The sequence below is a fragment of the Ihuprevotella massiliensis genome, from assembly GCA_900095835.1.
Classification (GTDB): Bacteria; Bacteroidota; Bacteroidia; order Bacteroidales; family Bacteroidaceae; genus Alloprevotella; species Alloprevotella massiliensis.
Map to the genome: position 1 here is coordinate 743940 of LT608321.1, position 19932 is coordinate 763871.

The window sequence follows — 19932 nt, forward strand, 5'->3', positions numbered from 1 at the left end:
GTATGTTAAGAGAACAAATGTTTGAATTTGGCACGCACCATACGAGCAAATTTATTGTTGGCATCGTGACCAGGACGAATGGCAACGATGCGTCCCTTAAGCGGACGTCCGATGAGTGCCATGTCGCCAATGATGTCAAGGAGTTTGTGACGTGCTGGTTCGTTGTTCCACTTCACTGGACGTTCCTGCAAATAGCCCAGATGGTTGGCATCACGATGCTCTACACCGAGGGTATCTGCCAACTTGTCAAGACGTTCTTGTGGTACTAAACGCTCATAGATGACCAAAGCATTGGTCAAATCACCGCCCTTGATGAGTCCCATCTGCAAGAGCGCTTCAATTTCGCGCACAAAGACAAAGGTGCGAGCGGAAGCGATTTCTTCGGGGAAGTCTGCCATGTGCTCCAAAGTGGCACTTTGGCGTTGCACAAACTGACTATCGGGGAATTCGATAGTAGAGTCGATGGCAAAACGGTCGGCAGGCTGCACGCGCAGGCACGAACCGGAAATTTCATCGTAGTATTCGAAAGGCTCAGTGATTTCGATATAGCGGCGAGGAACACCTTGTTCCTCCAATCCCACCTTGACGATTTGCTCTACATACAAGATGGAGCTACCATCGAGAATCGGAAATTCTGGACCATTGATTTGGATGAGACAGTTGTCTACACCTAGTGCTACCAGCGCAGCCATGGCATGTTCGATGGTGGAAACACGGCATTCGGGAGTGCCGACTACGGTGCCACGCGAAGTGTCAATCACATTTTCTGCCAAAGGAAGGATGAAGGGCTGTCCTTCAAGGTCCATTCTTTGGATTTTATATCCATAATCTGCAGGAGCAGGGAGGAAACTAATAGAAAGATGAAGCCCGGTGTGAAGACCTTTTCCTTCGAGCGTGAAGGGGGCTTTAAGGGTATGTTGCATAAGAATTGAGTGCTTTTAGTGGATTGTCATCCACGGAAATAGCGCGGAGAGATGTTGCGAAATGCAAGATATAGCGCAGTGTCTGGGATGCGCATCGGAATGAGCGTTGGGCTACGTCAATAGGATCGAAAAAACGATATTCCAAAGACGATAGCACTTGGAAGGCTATATTAGGAACAACGGAAAAGGGACTGTGTTTATTGTCCTAACTGAGCTTTAAGCGCTTCGATTTCTTTGCGCATGGCAAGCATTTCTCTGCGCATATCGGGCAACTGCTTAAACACGGCACTAGAAAGCGCAAACTTTTTAGCATTGATGGCAGGTGTACCCATCACGGGAGCACCTTCAGTGCGTGCGGTGTGGATGCCGGCTTGTGCACCAGCTTGCATGCCATCAGGCAGATGGAGGTGGCCAGCCACGCCCACTTGTCCGCCAAACATGCTCCAAGCACCCACTTTCGTACTACCCGCCACGCCCACTTGTGCCGACATCACGGTGTGGGCACCAACCTCCACATTGTGCGCAATCTGCACGAGGTTGTCGAGCTTCACGCCTTGGCGCACGATGGTCGTGCCCATGGTGGAACGGTCTACACAAGCATTTGCGCCAATTTCTACGCGATCTTCGAGGGTGACGATACCGATTTGTGGAATCTTCTCATAACCCTCTTCTGAGGGTGCAAAACCAAAGCCATCGGCACCAATGACACAGCCACTGTGCAAGATGACTTCATTGCCAATCTTACAGCCATGATAGATGCTCACATGGGGATAGAGAATGCAATTCTCGCCCACCGAGGCACCCTCTTCGATGACCACATGGCTATAAATCTGCGTACCATCTCCCACGGTCACTTGATCACCAATCACCGCAAAAGGACCCACATAAACATCTTCGCCCAGGGTTGCCGTTTCGCTCACAAAAGCCAAGGGGTGCACTCCGCTCCGCTTCTGCGTCATGCTCTCATAGAGTGAAAGCAAACGTGCGATGGATTCATAAGCATTGTCCACGCGAATGAGCGTAGCCGACACTGGTTTTTCAAGTTGAAGGTCTTTGTTGACCAAAACGATGCTCGATTGGGTTTCGTAAAGGTGGTGAGTATATTTGGGGTTTGCCAAAAACGAAAGTGCACCCGCCTCACCTTCTTCGATTTTCGCGAAGGTGCGCGCCACAGCTTCGGGGTTGCCCTCGATGGTTCCTGACAGATATGTTGCTATTTGTTGTGCGGAAAATTCCATTGTATCGTAATTGTTTATCTGCAAATATAAGATATCTTGCCAAAATAGAGAAATATATCTGCATTTTCTTTGTTTAAAACGAATGGAAAAACGCCTTTTCTGGCTTACTCTCTGCCATATCTATCTCAAACGAGGTAAATCATTCCTCTATTGAAGAAGTGGAAGGCAAACCTACTGCGATTAAACCCCAATCGGTCATTAGACCGTTATAGTGCCCCTCGTTATGGATAAGATAACTTCCTGCCATCTTTCATTTCCTTGTTGGCATCTTGTTTCTCGTTTGTTCTCGACGTAGCCCGACCCAACAGCTTATTTCTCTTGGCTTTTTTATGAGACCTTCCCAAACAATTTCTTCACTTTGTGTAGACCTATAAACTCTCCTGCGCTTCTTGAGCGCAGGAGAGCTAAACTTATTCCTAATGTACCATCATTTAGGGATAATCATGGTCCACCCGAAATCTGAAGGGTTGCACTTCTATCTTTTTTTACTAGTCCAATCTATCATATAGACGAGAGACAACAAGGCGTAACGAGGCATGATGTTGGTATAGACCTCTGTACGAGAAAATTGGTCGAGAGAAGTGTGCAGAAAATTCGCTTGGTTCAGAATGTCACTCACCTTGAAACTGACAGCCAATGTACCACGCGAAAGCTCAAAATACTTACGGAGCGAAGAGTCCCATCGGATGGAAGTTTGGTTGAGCGACCGCTCCGCATAGCCTGCATAGAGCAAGGTATTGATGTTCGACTGAAGCTCCACACCATAAGGTAATTGCCAAGTGAAATCCACCTTGAACTGCGTTTTGCTGTAATTATCTGTCGTCTGGGGTTGCCTCACATGTTGCAAAGCAGAAGACCACAAAGCCGATGCCCAAAACTTACTCCCAATCGATGCCGTAAGATATAGTTGTGGCGTAATCGTGTATGATTGCAGCAGGCTGGTAGCAGCCAAAGGCGCACCATCTATATGCGATAAAATCTCACCTTGGTAATAATCTCCCGAGAGCTTAGCCGTGAGCCAAACCTTTGAAGTTTTGCTAAAGGGAAAGGCGTAGCTTGTTGAGCCTTCGAGCCAGTGCGTACGGTCAGTGTTCTGCGGTGTGTAAGTGCGTTGTCCAGTGCTACTGTTGTAAGCAGAAAGCATTGCAAAGTCACTGGCGATGTGTCGCCACTGCATCTCCAACTGCCAAAGGTGTTGCAATGTGCGGTGTTGATTTTGGTAACGCCATTGTAAATGGTGTTCCCAAGCATTTTTCAACTGCGGATTACCTAACGAGATGTTGTTAGGGTCGCTATCATCACGAACGGGCAGAAGGTGCAGAAGATTGACAAGTCGCGGTATACCTTGATAGGTTATTTCTGTCAACGCGTGCCAGTTCTGACTATCCGTTTTTGCTTCCTCCCACTTAGCTGTGAAGCTGGGAGCGAAGAGTATCGGATGGCGTTGGATCTTGTAGGTGTGAGCGTTACGTTCATACGCCAAAAGACGGTGTGCGTAGAATGTTTCGGCTTTAGCTGTTAGGTCAACGACGTGCCCTTGGCTCGTTTTAGAGTGATGATTGAATTGTGTGCCAACTACCGCCCGATGTTCTGTCGGGATGGCGTAATAAGAGTTGGTGTGGTCGGTGCAAATACTCTGGAAGTCGCCTTCGGGCAAAATACCAAGCGAGGCGAAAGACCAATCGCTCATGGTGAAACGATTATCCCAATCTAAGCGATAAAGCGAATGCCTTGTATCTCCGTGACTATACTTGTATTCAATATAATGTGTGAAACCGCCGTTGTGTCTTTCGTCGCCACCATATTTCCAGATATACTCTGCTCGATATTCTGCCTGTTGTGTTTTTCCCCGTTCCCAGAGATAGTTTCTTCGCCAGTCTGCCAAGAGTGGCGTATAACGGGTCAGACGAAAATTTTCATACTGAGAGAGCGTTTTTGCAGTCGTATGGTAGCGGAGATTTGTTTTCAACACATTCTCTCCTAAAGTGTAGGCAGAGGCTAGAGAGAGCGTATGTGTCTGGTTGGGTTCCTCACTCAAAGCTGGATTAAGGAGGGCTGAGAGCAAAGCGGTATGTGGGTTGTTGCTCTCCTGTTTATAAAGCGTATCGATCGGTTGATTTGCCCAACCCTTTGTCGCGGTGCTGTCGTACCACGAGAGGGCTATGCCCTCAGACTGCTTGCGACGATGACCAAAGCGGAAGGTATATTGTAGCTCGTGCTGTTGCTTCTTCAAACGATAGCGTAGAGCAGCAAAGGCATCTACTGCATATTGGCGCTCCTCGCTCCGTTGTACTGAGCGAGAGATCAAGTTTCTTTGCGCGAGAAAAGTTTGTCGATAGGTTTGCTCCGTGAGCAAAGTGTTTTGTCGCTCAAATTGTGCCTCCGTTCTCAAACGCCAGTGCTGATTAGGCTCATAGAAGTAATTGATTTTTCCACTCCATCGCTTGATACGACCAGTAGGAAAAAGGTCTTCCGAATCGCCCATATCTGACATTTCACGCTTTTCATTCAAATTGTTGGCGTCAAAATTGGCAGTAAACATCTGCCGCTCGTCCATTCGCATCAGCATTCCTTGAGTTCCCCAAAGTTGATTCGTGCCACCATCAACTTGCAACTTTGCTAACCAAGTACCTATATACTCTCGCTTCAGTTTGATATCCATTACGTAGGTCTTGTCGAACATATCTCGCCCCGTCAATTCGCTCATCTCGCCAGCCTTTTCGTAGACCTTTATCTTGCTGACAACAAAAGCAGGGAGATTGTCCAGTGCCGTTTGGATATTTCCATTGAAAAAATCTTTACCGCTAAGGGTAAGGTTTTCGATCACACGCCCCTTCACCTTGAGCACGCCATCTACAAATTCTGCGGCTGGGAGTTGTGCCACTAAACTTCGGAGCTTATCCATCTGCGATACATTGAAGGCATCTGCATTGTAGATAAGCGTGTCTCCCTTATAGTACATCTGTATCTTAGTCGCTTTCACAACGACTTCCTTGATTATCTGCTCTTTACGTTTGGGAAGGAGATAGAAATCGCCCAAGTCAAGTCTTCCCTTTTGCAAACTCTCAGCAGAGATTTTCTTTTGGATGCGCTCATACTTATCCTTTTCGATTGTTAATACATAGCCTTGTGGAGCAATCCGAGCATTCAACTGGAGGACAAAGCGTGCACCTATTTGGGCATTTTGATAGACCATTTGACTGCCATTCTCCTCAATTCGTTCCTCTTGCAGGGCAGTTTGTGCTTGCACAAGTAGGCTGTCAGTAATCGCATCTTTGAGGTTCACCACACAGTGAGCCAAAGCTCTTTGTGTCAAGCCGTCATAAGTAGTGCCTACAATGGTCACCCTCTGTGCATGAGCGTAGATAGATATTATTAAGAGAGCGAAAATCAATAAGTATTTCTTCATAGTCTTAATTCATGAACTGTATTAAAGACTTAAGTTTAAGGTCATCTCCTTTTTACTTAGGTTATGGTCACAACGATTCTTCCGACCTTCTTGTAGGCGGAAGATTCATTGTTTGACGCAAGTAGGTTTAGGGAAGCGGTTTATCCGACGTTTGGACTGATAACCTATATTTCTCTGTCAAAGGAATCAAAGCTATATTTGACCCTTAAGCCCTCCTATATTTACTAAGCCTAAACTAATCGAGAATAGGCAACTTTGCACGAAAGGTGCCATAAGCGTCTTTCATAATTTTCCGCTCTACATCATAACCCTTTAAGCGGTTGAAGGTAGAAAAGTCTTGCTCTTGAGAGAGATCTTTACCAGGAGCTTGCCAATAACACTGCCAAAAGAGGATTTGGCGCACCTTATCTTCTTTTGCAAGCAGTGAAAAAGCTGTGCGAGGGTCTTTTCTCATAAGCTCGCGCAGAAGGGCTAGATGTTGTCCTGGGGCGTCTGCCTGCCAGTAACCTCCTACAAATATATTGAAAAGACGAGACATCTTTTCCTCTTTTGAGATGAAAGCGAGTTGTTCAAAAGCTGTCAAATAGGGAACGTAATCCATGACGTGATTTTGAAACCTATTTTCTACGAAACAACTTTGCAATTCCAAGAATGTTGCAGGATAGGCTTGAAAATAACGAACTTGACGAATGCTGTCGCTAGGCTGTTCACATAAGGCGGTATAAGCCTCTTCGAGTTCTTTTTGCCCATTAGGTTTTTGAGAGAAACCGACAAGAGAACAAGATAAAAAACAAACCAAGAATAAGAAACGAGAAACTAACATATTACTTCTTTTTTGTATGAACGTAGCTGGTGTCCCAATGAAGGAAGGTGTGACATCGACCTCGCAGAGTGACTGCGTCGTCAGGTTCAGTTCAGGTTGAGTGGGTCTTTTGATTTTCATGACAATAAATTTAGATTTTGATGCCTACTCTTTTCACGAGGTTTTCGGCTTCTCCCTATGGTTGATAATGATGTGTAGATAAGGTACGCTTAGAGGTCAAAGATTTTACAAGAATGAATAAAGACGATATAGATAGAGGGATAGGGCTTTTCCAACTTGCCGAACAATACCTGCTGCGTATCTTTTAATCAATATTGCTCGTTGCAGCCTCCTATTATGGTGTACCTCTAAAACCTGCGGCTAATTTACACAAAAATACGATAATACAAAAGAAAAGGTCTTTTTTTTCAAATGATTTCTACAAAGAAGATGAGTTAGAAATGCAGAAAAGGCTCCCAAATGAAGAATCGTTGCATGGATGCCTTCAATAAGAGTTTGAAAGGAAGACAAAACAGCGCATCAAACAGTTCACTTTATTCTCAACTACAATTTGCGTGAAACAACGAGACTTTGGACACAGAAAAAAAGGGCGAAAGGGGATTTGCATAAACCCCAATCGGTCATTAGACCATTATAGTGCTACTCGTAATTGAATAGATAACTTCCTATCATCTTTTATTTTCTTGTTGGCATCTTGTCTTTCGTTTGTTCTCGCCGTAGCCCGCTACACCAAAGACTAACGGCAAACAAACTACTCAACAATCAAATAAAATCTGTTCAGGTGCTAATGTCCGATTTGGGTTAAATTGGGAATTTCCAGCTATTGAAGTCTTAATTTCAAAGCTCAAAATCGCATGAGTTTTCTTGCCTCGAGGATTCACTCTACGCTATCGCTACCTCGAAAGAGGGAGACGACCCTTAGTTTTTTCCCTCTCGCTCGTGGTCGGTGAGGATTTTCCACCCGCTTTTGTTACGTCTTATGCGGAGAAGATTAGGTTTTCGACTTTTGGACAACATTATTTCGTCGGAGATTTTCGAAATTTCGTCGGAGATTTCTCAAAAAACGTGGGAGATTCTCTCCGGAACGTCGGAGTTTTTTCGGTTTATCTCGTAACCTTGCGCAGTGTGTGCGCAACACAAATGGCAATCTATGGGCAGATACTTCGCCCGCTGCTCACGTTCGGGAATGGATTTCCCTTGGCACGTTAAAATCACGGCTCAAAAGTGTAAAGTTTTCTTCACGCACAAAATCTATCTAGGATGCAGTAAGAGAAGATGGCAACAGGGATAGTGTTGCGATGGTCGGGGGCAGTCCGAAAAAGGAGGCTAGCTCCCTAAAGTCGCTTTGAGGGGATGGTCAGCAAGAGGGGGTATCTTCCGAAAAGGTGAGTAAACGTCTCTGTTTCCACCGATAGTCAGCCATGTATTAGCGGTGATGCGCGCTTAGGTGATGCGCTGAACAACAAAAAACGCGCCCAATCCTTACGGACTGGGCGCGTGAATGGTATAGGCATGTCTCACCTCAGCGAAGCGAAGTGACGGATATGCCGAGAGCGCATTAGTTGCGAGGCTTAGGAGCAGGGAGATACCAGTTACCACTTACGAAGCGATCGTAGAAATTACCGGTCTTAGTGGGTTGCTCATAAGGCTTGAGTTCGAGATCGCGACGAGAGATCAACCATGCCATCCAAGAGTTGGGGACTTTTTCATCACCAGCATTGTTACGGTGACGTTGGATGCGCATGAGGTCGAAGTAACGGTGACCTTCAAAAGCATTGTCTAGCGCCATTTCATCAGCAATGATGGTTTCCACTGCAGCGATTTCAGCTTGTGTGGGCTCACTAAGTGTCAAAATGCCCGACAAGGAGACTTGGTCATATTCATCGCCAGCTTCGGTAGCCGCCTTTTCAACACGAATCTTGGTGCTATCGATTCGCACTTTGATCTTTTCAGACAACGTAGGTTTACTGATGGCTACACCTTGTCGTGCTGCTTCGTCGACGATGCGCTGAGCAACGACTTTTTCGTAAACCCAAATGGTGTCTGCATCGAGGAATCTACCACAACCAGCAGCATGGATACCTTCATTATCCTTATTGGTGAAGGTGCTGAAGTCGAGATACTTCTTGTCGCTAGCACGGATAACAGTGCTCATACCAACACTCTTGTCGCCATTAATGCCACCCACTAACCAAGGAACAGTCAAAGTGGACACTTTAGCAATATCCTTCTTCGTGTCGTCCGTGTAGACGGTGTCGGTGAACTCACGTTGCACCTCACGTGGCAAATTCTCAAGACTCAAGCCAGAACGGAGTACATCGAATGCCATGCGAGGAAAACCAGCACGGTTGATTGCTTCAGCATACTTGAGATAAACACGACGGAGCGTGTAAACGGGAATGCCATAAGTGAATTTTGGCATAGATCTGAGATAAGCACCATCAGGAGCACTGGATGCCATGTTGAACTTCTGGATGAAGCGTAATTGACCAGCTTCAGTGATGATGATTGGTGCACTCTGGTTGGCACGAATGTCGCCCAATTCAGGATACTTGACCTCCTTCACCAAATTTCTGCTATCCTTATCGTATTCGTTGTAAACGAACACTTGGCTCTCATTGAGCTTGAGATAAGCATTGGCAGGTTGCACCTGGCGATTGCGATAGTTGGGAGCCAATACTACTTGACCAGATGAACTAGTTTCTTCTTTCTTCTTACCATCGGTTCCTGTGCTTTCTTTAGTGTCACGACTGGTGGTAGAACTAGCGTCAAAGCCATAGATTTGTGGGATGCGCGAAAGCACCTTACCGAAGAAACTGTTGGCAGCTGAAGGCATAGCAGTCACCACTTGACCTTGCTTCACAACGTTGCTGTTCTCATAGAGAGAGAACCAGTCAGAAGCAGCATCAAAGAGGTCAGAACGATCGCCAGAGCGACGAGTAGCAACAGCAACCTTGGTAACCCCGAGTTTAGTGCCACGGTCAAGGAAACGGTGGAAGTGGGTAGCAGCTTGCTCGTAGTCGTCCTTGCTCGCTCCGCGGAGCAAATAGAGGTCGCCATAAACGAGGTCGCCATTGAAGACGGTGAGTGGTTGTGCAAAATCGCCTGCACCAGTTTTGAAGTTAGGATAGTTGATGTAGCCCAACCCATTGCTGTAGGCATAAGCTTGCTTCAAACCACCGTGGTCTTCCAAAAGTTTGAGGAGGTTGTCAGGAGTAGCAAATCCGAGTGGAGGATTTTGTTCCCAACCAGTAGAAGCAGAGCTTACGGGCGCAGTGATGAAGGGTACGCTACCGTATTGTTGCACCAATTGGAGATAAGTCCAAGCACGCACGAGCTGCACTTGAGCCAACTCACGGCGCATATAGTAGCTATTGTTCTTCAGTGCCATAGAGTCCACCTTAGAGAGGTAGAAGTTGCACTGGTTGATTACCTTGTAGTAGGCTGCACGGTTCAACAATTCGCTGCTACCGTCGGAAAGGTCGCGGAAATTGATGATGTTGTTGATGGAGTCGTTGGTGTACTCCGTAGCGGTGACAAGGTCGCCTCGCAATTCGCCAAGCAAGACGTTTTGCTCTACCACGCCTTGAAGATTGCGCAGGATACCGAAGTAGAAATTGACAGTGTCTCGACCAGAGAAGTTCTCTGCATAACGGTCAATATCGGGAGTGAGCATATCTTCACACGAAGTGGTGAGTGCACCAAAGCCTACGAGGGCGAGAATCAGCGAAAGAAATGATTTCTTCATGATGGTGAAGTGTTGAATCTGATGTGATGTATGGGATGGGAGGATGGAAAGCTGAGGGTGGCAAGCCCATCTTGTGGGAGGAGACTCGCCGTTCCCTGTTACTTTCATCGAGCATGATTAGAGGTTGATGGTCAAACCGAGGTTGAAACTACGATTTTGCATCAACATGCCCGTATCAATACCTTGATAAAGCACTCCGTTGCCTGCAGTTACTTCGGGATCGCTACCGAGATACTTCGTAAGGGTTACCACATTGTTGGCTTCACCCCATACAGAGAATCCTTGCAACCAAGAGAGGCTAACGGGAAGTTCGTAAGTGAGACGAACTCGCTTGAGCTTGAGGTAAGAACCATCCTCAATCCAACGATCAGAGAAACGCTCGTTGTTGACCCAGTTGAGCGACTCAGGGCTCATGCTGCGTGGTTGTTCGGTCTGATGACCTTCAGCACGCCAACGATTGACTACAGCAGTAGTTTGATTCCAGATGTTGTTGGCACTTTCAAGCTGCATGCGCTGATAGTTGTAGATGTCGTTACCCAAAGAATATTTGAAGTTGACATCGAGCGTGAAACGCTTGTAGTTGAAAGTGGTGAAGATGTTACCATAGAGATCGGGATTGGGGTCACCAATCTTCACACGGTCGGCTTCATTAATCCATCCATCGCCATTTTGATCGACGAAGTGCATATCACCCGCCTTGAAATCACGAGAAGGTTGTGAAGAGAGTCCTGTAGGATACTTCAAAGCAGCCGCCTTAGCTTCGGCAGTGGTGGAGAAGACCCCAGCGGTCTTGTAACCATAGAATACGCCTGCTGCTTCGCCTACTCTGGTGAGGATATTGTCCTGACCATAGACAGAGCTGGTGTAACCACTGATTACCTTTTCGCTAGAAGCAACCTTCTGTGCTTTCTCGTCGAGAGCGAAGGTGCGAATCACGTTGTTCTCTGTGAGAGGGAGCTTCGTGATTTCATTCTTGTAGTGAGCTACGCTAAACCCAAGGTTCCACTTGAAGTCTTTGGTGTTGACCAAGACAGCGTTGACATTGAGGCTAGCACCCGTGTTACGAAGTTCACCTTCGTTAGTCCACTGACGTGAAACACCAGTAATGTCACTCACTGTGCGACGAGTGAGAAGATCTGTAGTGATGGAGCGGAACAAGTCTACACCCAGTGCCAAACGGTTGTGGAACATATTGAGTTGCAAACCTGCATTGAGACGATGGGTAGTTTCCCATTGAATCTTGGGGTTGGCGATGTTAGCGAGTTCCAAAGCTGTGGCACGATCCAAGAACTTGATATTTTGGAAGTAGGTGCGGGTTGCATAGTAATCGAGATCGTCATTACCACTCATTTCGTAACCAGCAGTGAGGCGAGCGTAGTCAATGAAGGAAACATTGAACCACTTTTCGTTGCTCATCACCCATCCGGCTTGCAATGAGGGGAAGATGCCCCATTTCACACCACCAACCTTGATGCCGCTTTCGGCTTCCTTACCGAAACGTGAAGAGCTTTCTGCAGAAGCAATGAGCTTAACGAAGTAACGGTTGAGGAAGTTATAGTCTACATTGGCATAGTAGGCAAGGTTTACCCAACGGTCATTAACACCACCATTGCCGAGATAGTCGAGACGATAGCTGATGTTGGGCGTTTTGTCATTACCATTGTTGTAACCTTCAGAGAAGCTATCGGAATATCCGTAAGATGCCATGCGGAATCCTCCGAAGACATCCCATTGATGCTTGCCGTAGTTCTTGGTCCATTCGATGCGGAAATCATTGTTGATGGTGGTTTCCTTACCGAATTGTGTGGCGATGACATTTTGTACCATACCAAGACCCTCTACATACTTTCTAGGCGTTCCGTTGGCAGGCATGAAATACTTTTCATTGCTGCGAGTGAGCGCATAAGCAAAGCGGTTGGTGATAGAGAGGTTCTTGTTGATTTGATACTTAGGAGCTACGTTGAGCAAGAATTGAGTTTGCTCTTGGTAGTTCTTGTTTTCACCTTCACCATTGTCCAGCACCCAGTAAGGGTGTGCCAAACCTTCAAATCCAAAACGGGAAGCGAAGAGGAAGGGGTTATTGGCAGCTGTGTAGTCTTGTCCAGTGTACACACGTTGGTTGTGCACGAAGCCCAAAGTGTTATTTCCTTGGTAACGGAGGAAGTAAGCGTAGGGATCAACAAAAGGCGACTGGATAAGTCCCAATACGTTGGGAGAAGCGATGTTCTTGCGCGCATAGCTAGATGCCCATCCGTTGTCGCGGAGGTTATAGGCGTTGCGCACATAGGTCATGTCCAAAGCTGTGGTGAAGCCGTCGAAGAGATTGATGTCGGTGTTGAAGCGGATGTTCAAACGATTGAAATCATTCTTCTTTGCAGTAGCTTCGCTCTGGCTGTAACCCAAAGAGAGGTTGTACATTGCTACCTCATCACCACCTTGCACGTTCACGCGGTAGTTTTGCGTAAAGGCAGTTTGATAGAGTGGTTTCTGCCAGTCGGTCTCGTTGTGATAGAGAGTGTAGAAGAGGCTGTTCTTGTCTTCATTGAGGAAGGGAACAGACAAGTCTGAAGCACGGAAGCGAGCATCAGGTGTGGTTCCCAAAAACTCAGCAAGGTAGCTGCGATATTGGTCTGAATTCATCACCGAGAGGGTCTTGGGCGCTTGCTCAAATCCGCCGAAAGCACGGATGTTGATGCGAGTGGCCATAGAGTGACCGCGCTTTGTGGTGATGCGAATCACACCATTAGCACCTTCAGAACCGTAGAGTGCAGTACCATTTTGCAATACTTCTACACTTTCGATATCTTCAGTGTCCAATAGATTGAGGACGTTGTTGTAGAAACCTTGGTGCAGGGTGTTGCGGCTGTATTGCATATCCCACACTACTCCATCGACAACCACCAAAGGCTGTGCGTTGGCATTGAGTGAGTTGATACCATTGACGAACATGGCTGCGCCTTGTGCGGGAAGTCCACCACGATTGATGGTACGGACCGTACCATTGAGGCTTCGCTCGATGTCGTTTTCAATGGTGATAGCACTAGACTCGTTGATGCGCGTGGCACGGCTTTGCAAAATGTTGGTGCCGTTGGTGTAGAGCGCTGGGAGCTGGTTGCTATAGAGATAGACATTGTGTGAGGGCTGTTCGCGGAGCGCAACCTGCACACCATTGTATCCATCGGTGGAAACGTAGAGCGCAGTGACAAACTCGGGCACACGCAAAGTGTATTGTCCCTGTTCGTCGGTGAGTGCGCTATAATAGCGATTGTTGAGGGCTTGCACGCGCACACCGCTCAAGGGTTGCTTGGTGGCTGCATCGTAGACCACGCCTTTTACCTCCTTCTTTTGGGCAACAGGCTGGTGCACTACTTTCTTATCTGCCATCCGTGTGCTATCGCTTACTTCCGCAGCTTGCGCATTGAGCACGCAAGCTCCAGAAAGTACGAAGAGACTGACGCCACAACGTAGGGCTGTTTGCATCATATTATTGCGATGATCAATATTCATATTCTTCGATGTTATAGTTTAGATGGCTTAATTGCCACGATAAGGCTTGAGAACTAGAGATACGATGTTGAGTGCACTGCAACGAATCTTCTTGTCACTTCTTTTCTTCTTTGGCATGGTGAGCACCAAACGTGGGAAAGAATCAATGCCACTAGGCAATCCTGCATAACACTTGGGGAAGTCGATGTACTTACCGAGCTTGATGGTGTTGACCTTGCTCTGATCGAACTGGGGATTACCCTTCGCATCTTTTTCTTCTTGGTCGATGGTGATGCTCTTTGTGGCGTTACCATCTTCGTCGATAAATTCGAGTTCCTTACCTTCATCGTCCACTACCTTAGCAGTGAAGATAACGCGCTCATCATCTACATCACCGAAGTTGAGGTCAGTCTTTGAAGGAACCATCACGAGTTCTACTTCATAACGAGTAGAGAAGACTTGAGGCAAGCGGAGGTTGACCACCATCTCAGACTGGATGTTGTCGATTTGGAAACGAACGTAACTGTTGGTAGAGATGTCTCCTTTGACACCCGTCATGACTACATTGCCCTCGGCATCCGTGACTTCCTTACCTTCTTCATCCGTCTTGGCACGATACTCGTTATAGTTGGACTCATTGAGGGCTACAAATGTACCCTTACCAGAAGCTGAACGCACGTTATTGGTGTTGAGGATGGTGTAGAAGCCAGAGCGGCTCATGAGATATTCCACCTTTTTCACCCATGCATAAGCTGGATCCAAATCATACTTGGTCAAACGGTAGATATAACCATTGGATGCACGATAAGGAGTGAGTCCTGCGAAGATGGGATTGAGTGTGCTGTTCTTGCCTGAACCATCAGCAGCAGCATTGTAGAACACTGTACCTGCTGTGGAAATCAAAGAGTCAGCATGTTGGACATAGTTGTTGAGCTGCGCTGAGTCCTTGGCGTCGATGTTGCGCATATAATAAGGCGCAAAGAACATATTGACTGCCATGTTCTGCTCTGTGATGCGTTGTTGCAAAGAGTCGGCAAGGGTCAACTTGGGGTCAGCTTTGGTAGCAGCGTCAAGACGGAACTGATCCTTCAAGACCTTACGGTTGAAGTCTGCACCATTCCATTCGTAAGAATAGCGTGCACCATACTTCAAGATGCGTCCAATCTTTTCTTTACCTTGTTCCCAGGCTTCGTTCGTGGGGATAAGCGCTACATAAGTAGAGTCTTCTTCACGAATGCTTGCACGAGCTACACCGAGGATTTCATTGCGACGACTAACGACAGTGTCCACATAAACCATCTGTCCCTTTTCATTCAATGCACCAGGTGTGGAGAAATTCCAAAGGGTGTCGACTTCAGTGCGAGATGCAATCAAGTTGTTGACACTAGAGAACTGTGGATAGTAACCGAGATAGTCAAAGATGTTGTAGGCGAAAGGCGCAACACCATTCAAGAGATGAAGGCTACCATTGCTAGCAACTTCGGTGGAACCTTGCACAGGAACATTACCGAATTTGTCACCTGAGTAGATGGCATTCTTTTCGTTCATCATCTTGATTTCCTGTTTGCCGGTATAACCTTCGTGGTTAAAGCGGGCAATGTGATTTCCTACAAGCTGAGACCACACGTAGTAGGAGATATCAAGCGCTTTCGTGCGACCTTCTGCAGTGCCAAGGGCAGCATATTTAGCTGCAGCATCGAGAGTGTCGTTCCAAGCCTTGGCATTGAAACTTCCGTTGACAGGTGCCCACATGGTGAAGCTCTGAGGTTGATTCAACAACTCTGCTGCCGTAATGGTAGCCTTGTGATCATTCTCATTGCTCAACACCTTGGTGCGCTTTAAGATTCCTGCAAAGTCTGACAAATTGGGATTACTTTCAATCGTTTCCCAAAGGGTTTTGTCAGAACCCATGGTATTTTTGATATCAAAATGGTCGTCTGTGCACGCGCTCACAGCAAGCAGTGCCATAGTGGCAAGTGCACCACGAGAAACCCATTGACTTATTCTATTCTTCATTGTGATAGGAAAGCTGAAGGTGAGAAATTATACAGCCTTTCTCAGGTTACTGGCAGAGGCCTAAAGCCTTGCCAGCAACGGAGAGAAGGAAGGCTTTACCACTGATCTTCGGGCTCAAGTGTGCCGCTGAAGACAGAGTTGGGAACTAATTCAAAGTAGTCAGAGAAGAACTGGCTGTCCGTTTGGTTCAAAGCAGACTTGAAACGGAGATAGTAGCTCTTACCGGGCTCCATGTATTGCACAGTGATGATGCGACGAAGAATCACGCCCTCCTCGGTGTTGCGGATATCGCTATCCCCCTTACCATCAGTCTTTGTGAAAAAGCGAGGAGCTTTCATCCAACCGTGGTTGCGCATGTTCTTGTCGTTTTCAGCATTGAGACTCTCATCCTTGGTATCAGCCACCCAACCAATGTTGTCGTTGCCCTGACCTTTTTGACGCATGTCGACAGGCAAACCAGCAGGACGCAAGTCGTTAGGACTGTTACCGAAGTAAACCTGGCACATACCACGGAGGCTGTTGTTAGAAAGTCCCATGCGAATCTCGTAAGTTCCAGCTGCAGGCACGGGAGGCAACTTCAAGACGAAGTCGTACAAACCAAGTACCATCAATTCATCACCTTGGTAGTCGCGCCATCCGCCACCACCTACTGCAGAAGAGTGGAGATAGAGCAGACGAGTGCCTTCACTTGCATTGAGGATGTTGTTGAAATAACCTCGTGGGAAGTAAGTGTATTGGCGATTGCTACGGCAACCATAGGACAACAATTCAGGAAGAATGGTGGTGATGTCAAAACGAATACGTTCGCCCCCCAAAACATCGCGAGCCGACTTATCGAGCATCAAAATCTTGTTGATGGGGAAATAGTAGCCGTTCAACGCATTGTTGTCGACAGTCTTGCCATTTACTTGGTTTTCTGCAGACACCTCAATACCTTCTGCCACCACCTTAGTCATCTTGGTGTAATCGTTGGGGTCGTAAGTGGCGACACGATTGAGATGAATCTTGTGGTCAGCAGCAGTTTGCGTGATTTTCATCAACTCGGGATTTTCACCCACTGTGGTGAAGTAATCATAGACGTCGACAGAATACTTGTTCTGCTGAGGATTAAAAGCATCACCATACTTGTAGCCCCATTCGTTATAGTGCGCTACAAATTGATTGAAGCCCATACGCCCCTTCAAGAAGTGGTATGCCACAAACTTGTTGATGGCGTTCTTCTCGTTGGTCAAGTCGCCTTGTGCTTCTGTGCCATAGGCAGCTTCTACCTTAGCACGCACGGCAGCTACAATCTCGTCTGTGTTAGAGATGGCTCCAGCAGCACCCATAACAGGTGTAGGAATACCCCACTCTTTTGCAAAGACATCGTCAGTTTCAACGAAACCTGTGAAGCCTAAGTAGCGGTGTTGAGCTTCATTGAAACGCCCTGCTACTCCGTTGAAGCGGCGAGGCTCCGATTCGTGCTCTTGAGCTTCATACTCATGGTCGAGGGTTTCGACCAACTTCTTGTCCCAACCTGTAGCTCTAAGCAAAGCAGTCATGACATTCATGTTGCCAGCTTCAGCGATGAGGTCAGATACAACCTTGCTGGAGGGAGCGATCACAGCATCTACTTCGTGCAAGAAACCATTGCTAGTCTTTTGGTCGGTGCTGAGAATACGAGAGCTACCATTGAGTTGATAATAAGTGTCGATGGGAGTCTTCGAGCTGTCAGTGAGCTGCTTCAAAGTGATAGAACGGTTGTTCAAATCGCCCTTGGGGAAAGCTCCATTCACATAGTTTCCAAAGTTGGGGCTGTCGTAAGCGTTTTCTGTACCATTGTCGATGATGCAGCTATAAGCGATACGTTGAGCTTGTTCCAAAGAAAGATCATCTACGGTCTTTCCTTCACCCAAGAGACTGGTGACATATTTTGCTACAGCTTCATTGGTAGGTGCAAAGATGGTGTAGTTACCACGCGCAGCCAACACAGAACTGAGGGGAGAAGCGTTTTCCTTGCTGCCCAAGGTCACTCGCTGCATCACCTTGTAGATGTCAGAGAACTTGGCGTTATTGCGCAAATGGTCGGTGATGGTTTCATCCTTGCTGATGGTGAAGTTGCCGGTATCTACCGTTTCGCGGCAACTTTCCAAAGAAGCAAGTACACCGAGTCCAAGCGAAGCTACGCAGACGTAAGTAGCGAGTTTCTTGATGCTAAAACTATACTTGTTCATAACTTATTTACCATTATTGGTTTTAGGCATATACTTTTCCCAAGCTGGGTTTTGCACCAACTGACCTCCAGTACTGCCACCATAGTTCTTACCATTCACTTTAAGCTCTTCTACGTAGATGGGATTGTAGAGAGACCAAATGGATTGAAGACGTGCACGAACGGCAGTGGGCAGACCTGCCCAGTCCAAACCGCCTTTTGTCTTGTTTTTAGAGCTGTAGGTAAATTCGCATTGACGAACAATGTCGAACCAACGCTTACCTTCGCCCAAAAATTCTCTTTGACGCTCAGCAGCTACGTATCTCACAGCATCGTTACCGTAATCTCTGTGACGAGCGTCCCAAGCCTCATTAAATTTCTTAGCCTTTTCTGCCTCTGCCACGTTCTTTACAGCGTCATCTTCAAACTTCTGTGAACGGATACGCAAGCTAAAGTTTTCGTTACCTTCGATCAAGGTATCAGCGCCAGGATTGTTACGACGATAGATGTCGTCGGCAAGCATGAAGGCGGTGCGCTTATTCAAACTCTTTTGGCCTTTAGCACTTTGCACCATTACAATATCTTGTTTGAAATCATCAGAAGTCAAACGTGCCAAAGCTTCTGCTTGGATAGTCATGACATCGGTGAGACGATAAACGGGCCAGTGCGCATTTTGTGAACTGTTGCTTCGTTTGGCATAACTAACTGGTCCTTGGCGAGTATTGAGGGGATTGATGCTGCTTACCGAAGAAACAGCGCCCTTGATAATAGGAGTGGTCGTAGACTTACTGTTTTCGTCCAACAAACCGTAGGACACCATGCGCAAGTCGGTCTTACCATAACCCTTCTCTACGTCTACCTTATCCGTGATGTTGAAGAGTCCGCTTGCTGCTACCATGTTACCAGCACTGGAACTGCTACCTCCGTCACCATAGAACTCACTGGGAATTGTGGTGTTCTTCAGATTCACACCGTCGAAGTAGAGTTCGAGCACGCTCTCAGCAGAGTATTGTATGCCGAACACCATGTTGTAGGCATCATCTGAAATAGAAGACTTAGAGTCGGAGTTGCGATACAAAGGATAGCGCACATTAGCACGATAATCCGTAGGCTTAATGTTGTTGGTCAAAAGATATTGTTGATAATCTTCTGTAGCCTTGTCGATAACATACTGAGCATATTGCACAGACTTCTGCAAAAGTTCTTGCGAAAGTGCATTTTCTTGTGCAACTGTGAGCTCAGCTCCGTTTTCACCCTTGAGGGGGAAACCTTTTACCTTGGCATTCTTCACCAAGCCAGCACGCCAGAGGTACATGTCTGCCAACAAAGCATACATACCATTTTGAAGGATGCGGCACTTGTTATTTCGAATGTCACCATAGTTGGTGCTTGCACGACCAAGGTTCTCTTCTACTTGTTTGATGAGGATACCCATCAAATCTGCAGCAGGAGTAGCAGGAATTTTTGAGGTACGTGCATCACGATCGGTGTCTACTGAATGCTCAACGAAAGGAACATCACGGTAGGCACGAATCAAATAGAAATAATACAAAGCACGCAAAGCGATAATTTCACTCTTGATGGGTGCAAAGTCACCTTCTGTGAAAGAGGGATCAACCTTATCGCGAACCATGCGTTCACCATTGTCGAGGACTTCGTTGCATAAGTTGATACCCTTGTACATGGATGACCAGTCGAACATGCCTTGTGTGGGCTGAAGTACACCATCTTGCAAATAGCGATATTCAGTCTTATCGGTCTTGTTCAGCTCGACATTATCAGAGCGGAACTCGCCCCAAGTAAGAATATTGGTGGTGTTTTGTGTCAATTGATAATATGCTGCATTGCGCACATTTTCAACATCGTTTTTACTCCCCCAGAATTCCTCTTTTGTGATAGAGTCGGTGGGATAGAGTGTCAAGTAGTCATTACAAGACACCAATCCGCCCGCCAGCACAAGTGCGCTGGATGCAAGGAGTTTGTTGATGAAATTTCTTTTCATGAGGTCTTAGATAAAGAGTGACGTGAATCAACTCTATGATAAATAAGATGCTTATTGAAATGCTTTCTGTAGGAGAGTGGCAAAGTGCGATTGACT

The 19932-nt window shown here is 46.8% G+C and carries 8 protein-coding genes and 1 pseudogene; all 9 read right to left on the minus strand.

Features of this window, described 5'->3' with window-relative positions; all coding sequences use genetic code 11:
* Positions 1-20: 20 nt before the first annotated feature.
* Positions 21-929 (minus strand): annotated as a pseudogene (locus BQ2633_RS03245) (UDP-3-O-acyl-N-acetylglucosamine deacetylase); the annotation flags it as partial.
* 191 nt (positions 930-1120) lie between these two features.
* On the minus strand, positions 1121-2161 hold the full coding sequence (gene lpxD, locus BQ2633_RS03250) for a UDP-3-O-(3-hydroxymyristoyl)glucosamine N-acyltransferase (protein WP_075565051.1): 1041 nt from the start codon (positions 2159-2161) through the stop codon (positions 1121-1123).
* A 475-nt stretch (positions 2162-2636) separates the two neighbouring features.
* On the minus strand, positions 2637-5570 hold the full coding sequence (locus tag BQ2633_RS03255; protein WP_141700122.1) for a porin family protein: 2934 nt from the start codon (positions 5568-5570) through the stop codon (positions 2637-2639).
* Positions 5571-5805: 235 nt separating this feature from the next.
* A complete protein-coding gene (locus BQ2633_RS03260) occupies positions 5806-6393 on the minus strand; it encodes a hypothetical protein (RefSeq protein ID WP_075565055.1) in 588 nt (195 codons plus the stop codon).
* 1558 nt (positions 6394-7951) lie between these two features.
* The gene (locus BQ2633_RS03270; RefSeq protein WP_075565057.1) at positions 7952-10141 is read right to left on the minus strand and encodes a RagB/SusD family nutrient uptake outer membrane protein; all 2190 of its coding nucleotides are present in this window, start codon (positions 10139-10141) and stop codon (positions 7952-7954) included.
* Positions 10142-10258: 117 nt separating this feature from the next.
* On the minus strand, positions 10259-13648 hold the full coding sequence (locus BQ2633_RS03275) for a SusC/RagA family TonB-linked outer membrane protein (RefSeq protein ID WP_083233922.1): 3390 nt from the start codon (positions 13646-13648) through the stop codon (positions 10259-10261).
* 27 nt (positions 13649-13675) lie between these two features.
* Entirely contained in the window at positions 13676-15643 is a 1968-nt protein-coding gene (locus BQ2633_RS03280; RefSeq protein ID WP_075565059.1) for a hypothetical protein, read from the minus strand.
* 95 nt (positions 15644-15738) lie between these two features.
* Positions 15739-17856 (minus strand): fasciclin domain-containing protein, encoded by a 2118-nt coding sequence (locus BQ2633_RS03285; protein ID WP_075565062.1) that lies wholly within the window; start codon positions 17854-17856, stop codon positions 15739-15741.
* A 3-nt stretch (positions 17857-17859) separates the two neighbouring features.
* Positions 17860-19836: a RagB/SusD family nutrient uptake outer membrane protein gene (locus BQ2633_RS03290; RefSeq protein ID WP_075565064.1), complete on the minus strand. Its 1977-nt coding sequence runs from the start codon at positions 19834-19836 to the stop codon at positions 17860-17862.
* Positions 19837-19932 lie beyond the last annotated feature (96 nt).

Bases quoted from the DNA above. Each gene is read 5' to 3' on its own strand.
- BQ2633_RS03290 (WP_075565064.1), bottom strand. From the start codon at position 19,836: ATGAAAAGAAATTTCATCAACAAACTCCTTGCATCCAGCGCACTTGTG.
- BQ2633_RS03275 (WP_083233922.1), bottom strand. From the start codon at position 13,648: ATGAATATTGATCATCGCAATAATATGATGCAAACAGCCCTACGTTGT.
- BQ2633_RS03280 (WP_075565059.1), bottom strand. From the start codon at position 15,643: ATGAAGAATAGAATAAGTCAATGGGTTTCTCGTGGTGCACTTGCCACT.
- BQ2633_RS03260 (WP_075565055.1), bottom strand. From the start codon at position 6,393: ATGTTAGTTTCTCGTTTCTTATTCTTGGTTTGTTTTTTATCTTGTTCT.
- BQ2633_RS03270 (WP_075565057.1), bottom strand. From the start codon at position 10,141: ATGAAGAAATCATTTCTTTCGCTGATTCTCGCCCTCGTAGGCTTTGGT.
- lpxD (WP_075565051.1), bottom strand. From the start codon at position 2,161: ATGGAATTTTCCGCACAACAAATAGCAACATATCTGTCAGGAACCATC.
- BQ2633_RS03255 (WP_141700122.1), bottom strand. From the start codon at position 5,570: ATGAAGAAATACTTATTGATTTTCGCTCTCTTAATAATATCTATCTAC.
- BQ2633_RS03285 (WP_075565062.1), bottom strand. From the start codon at position 17,856: ATGAACAAGTATAGTTTTAGCATCAAGAAACTCGCTACTTACGTCTGC.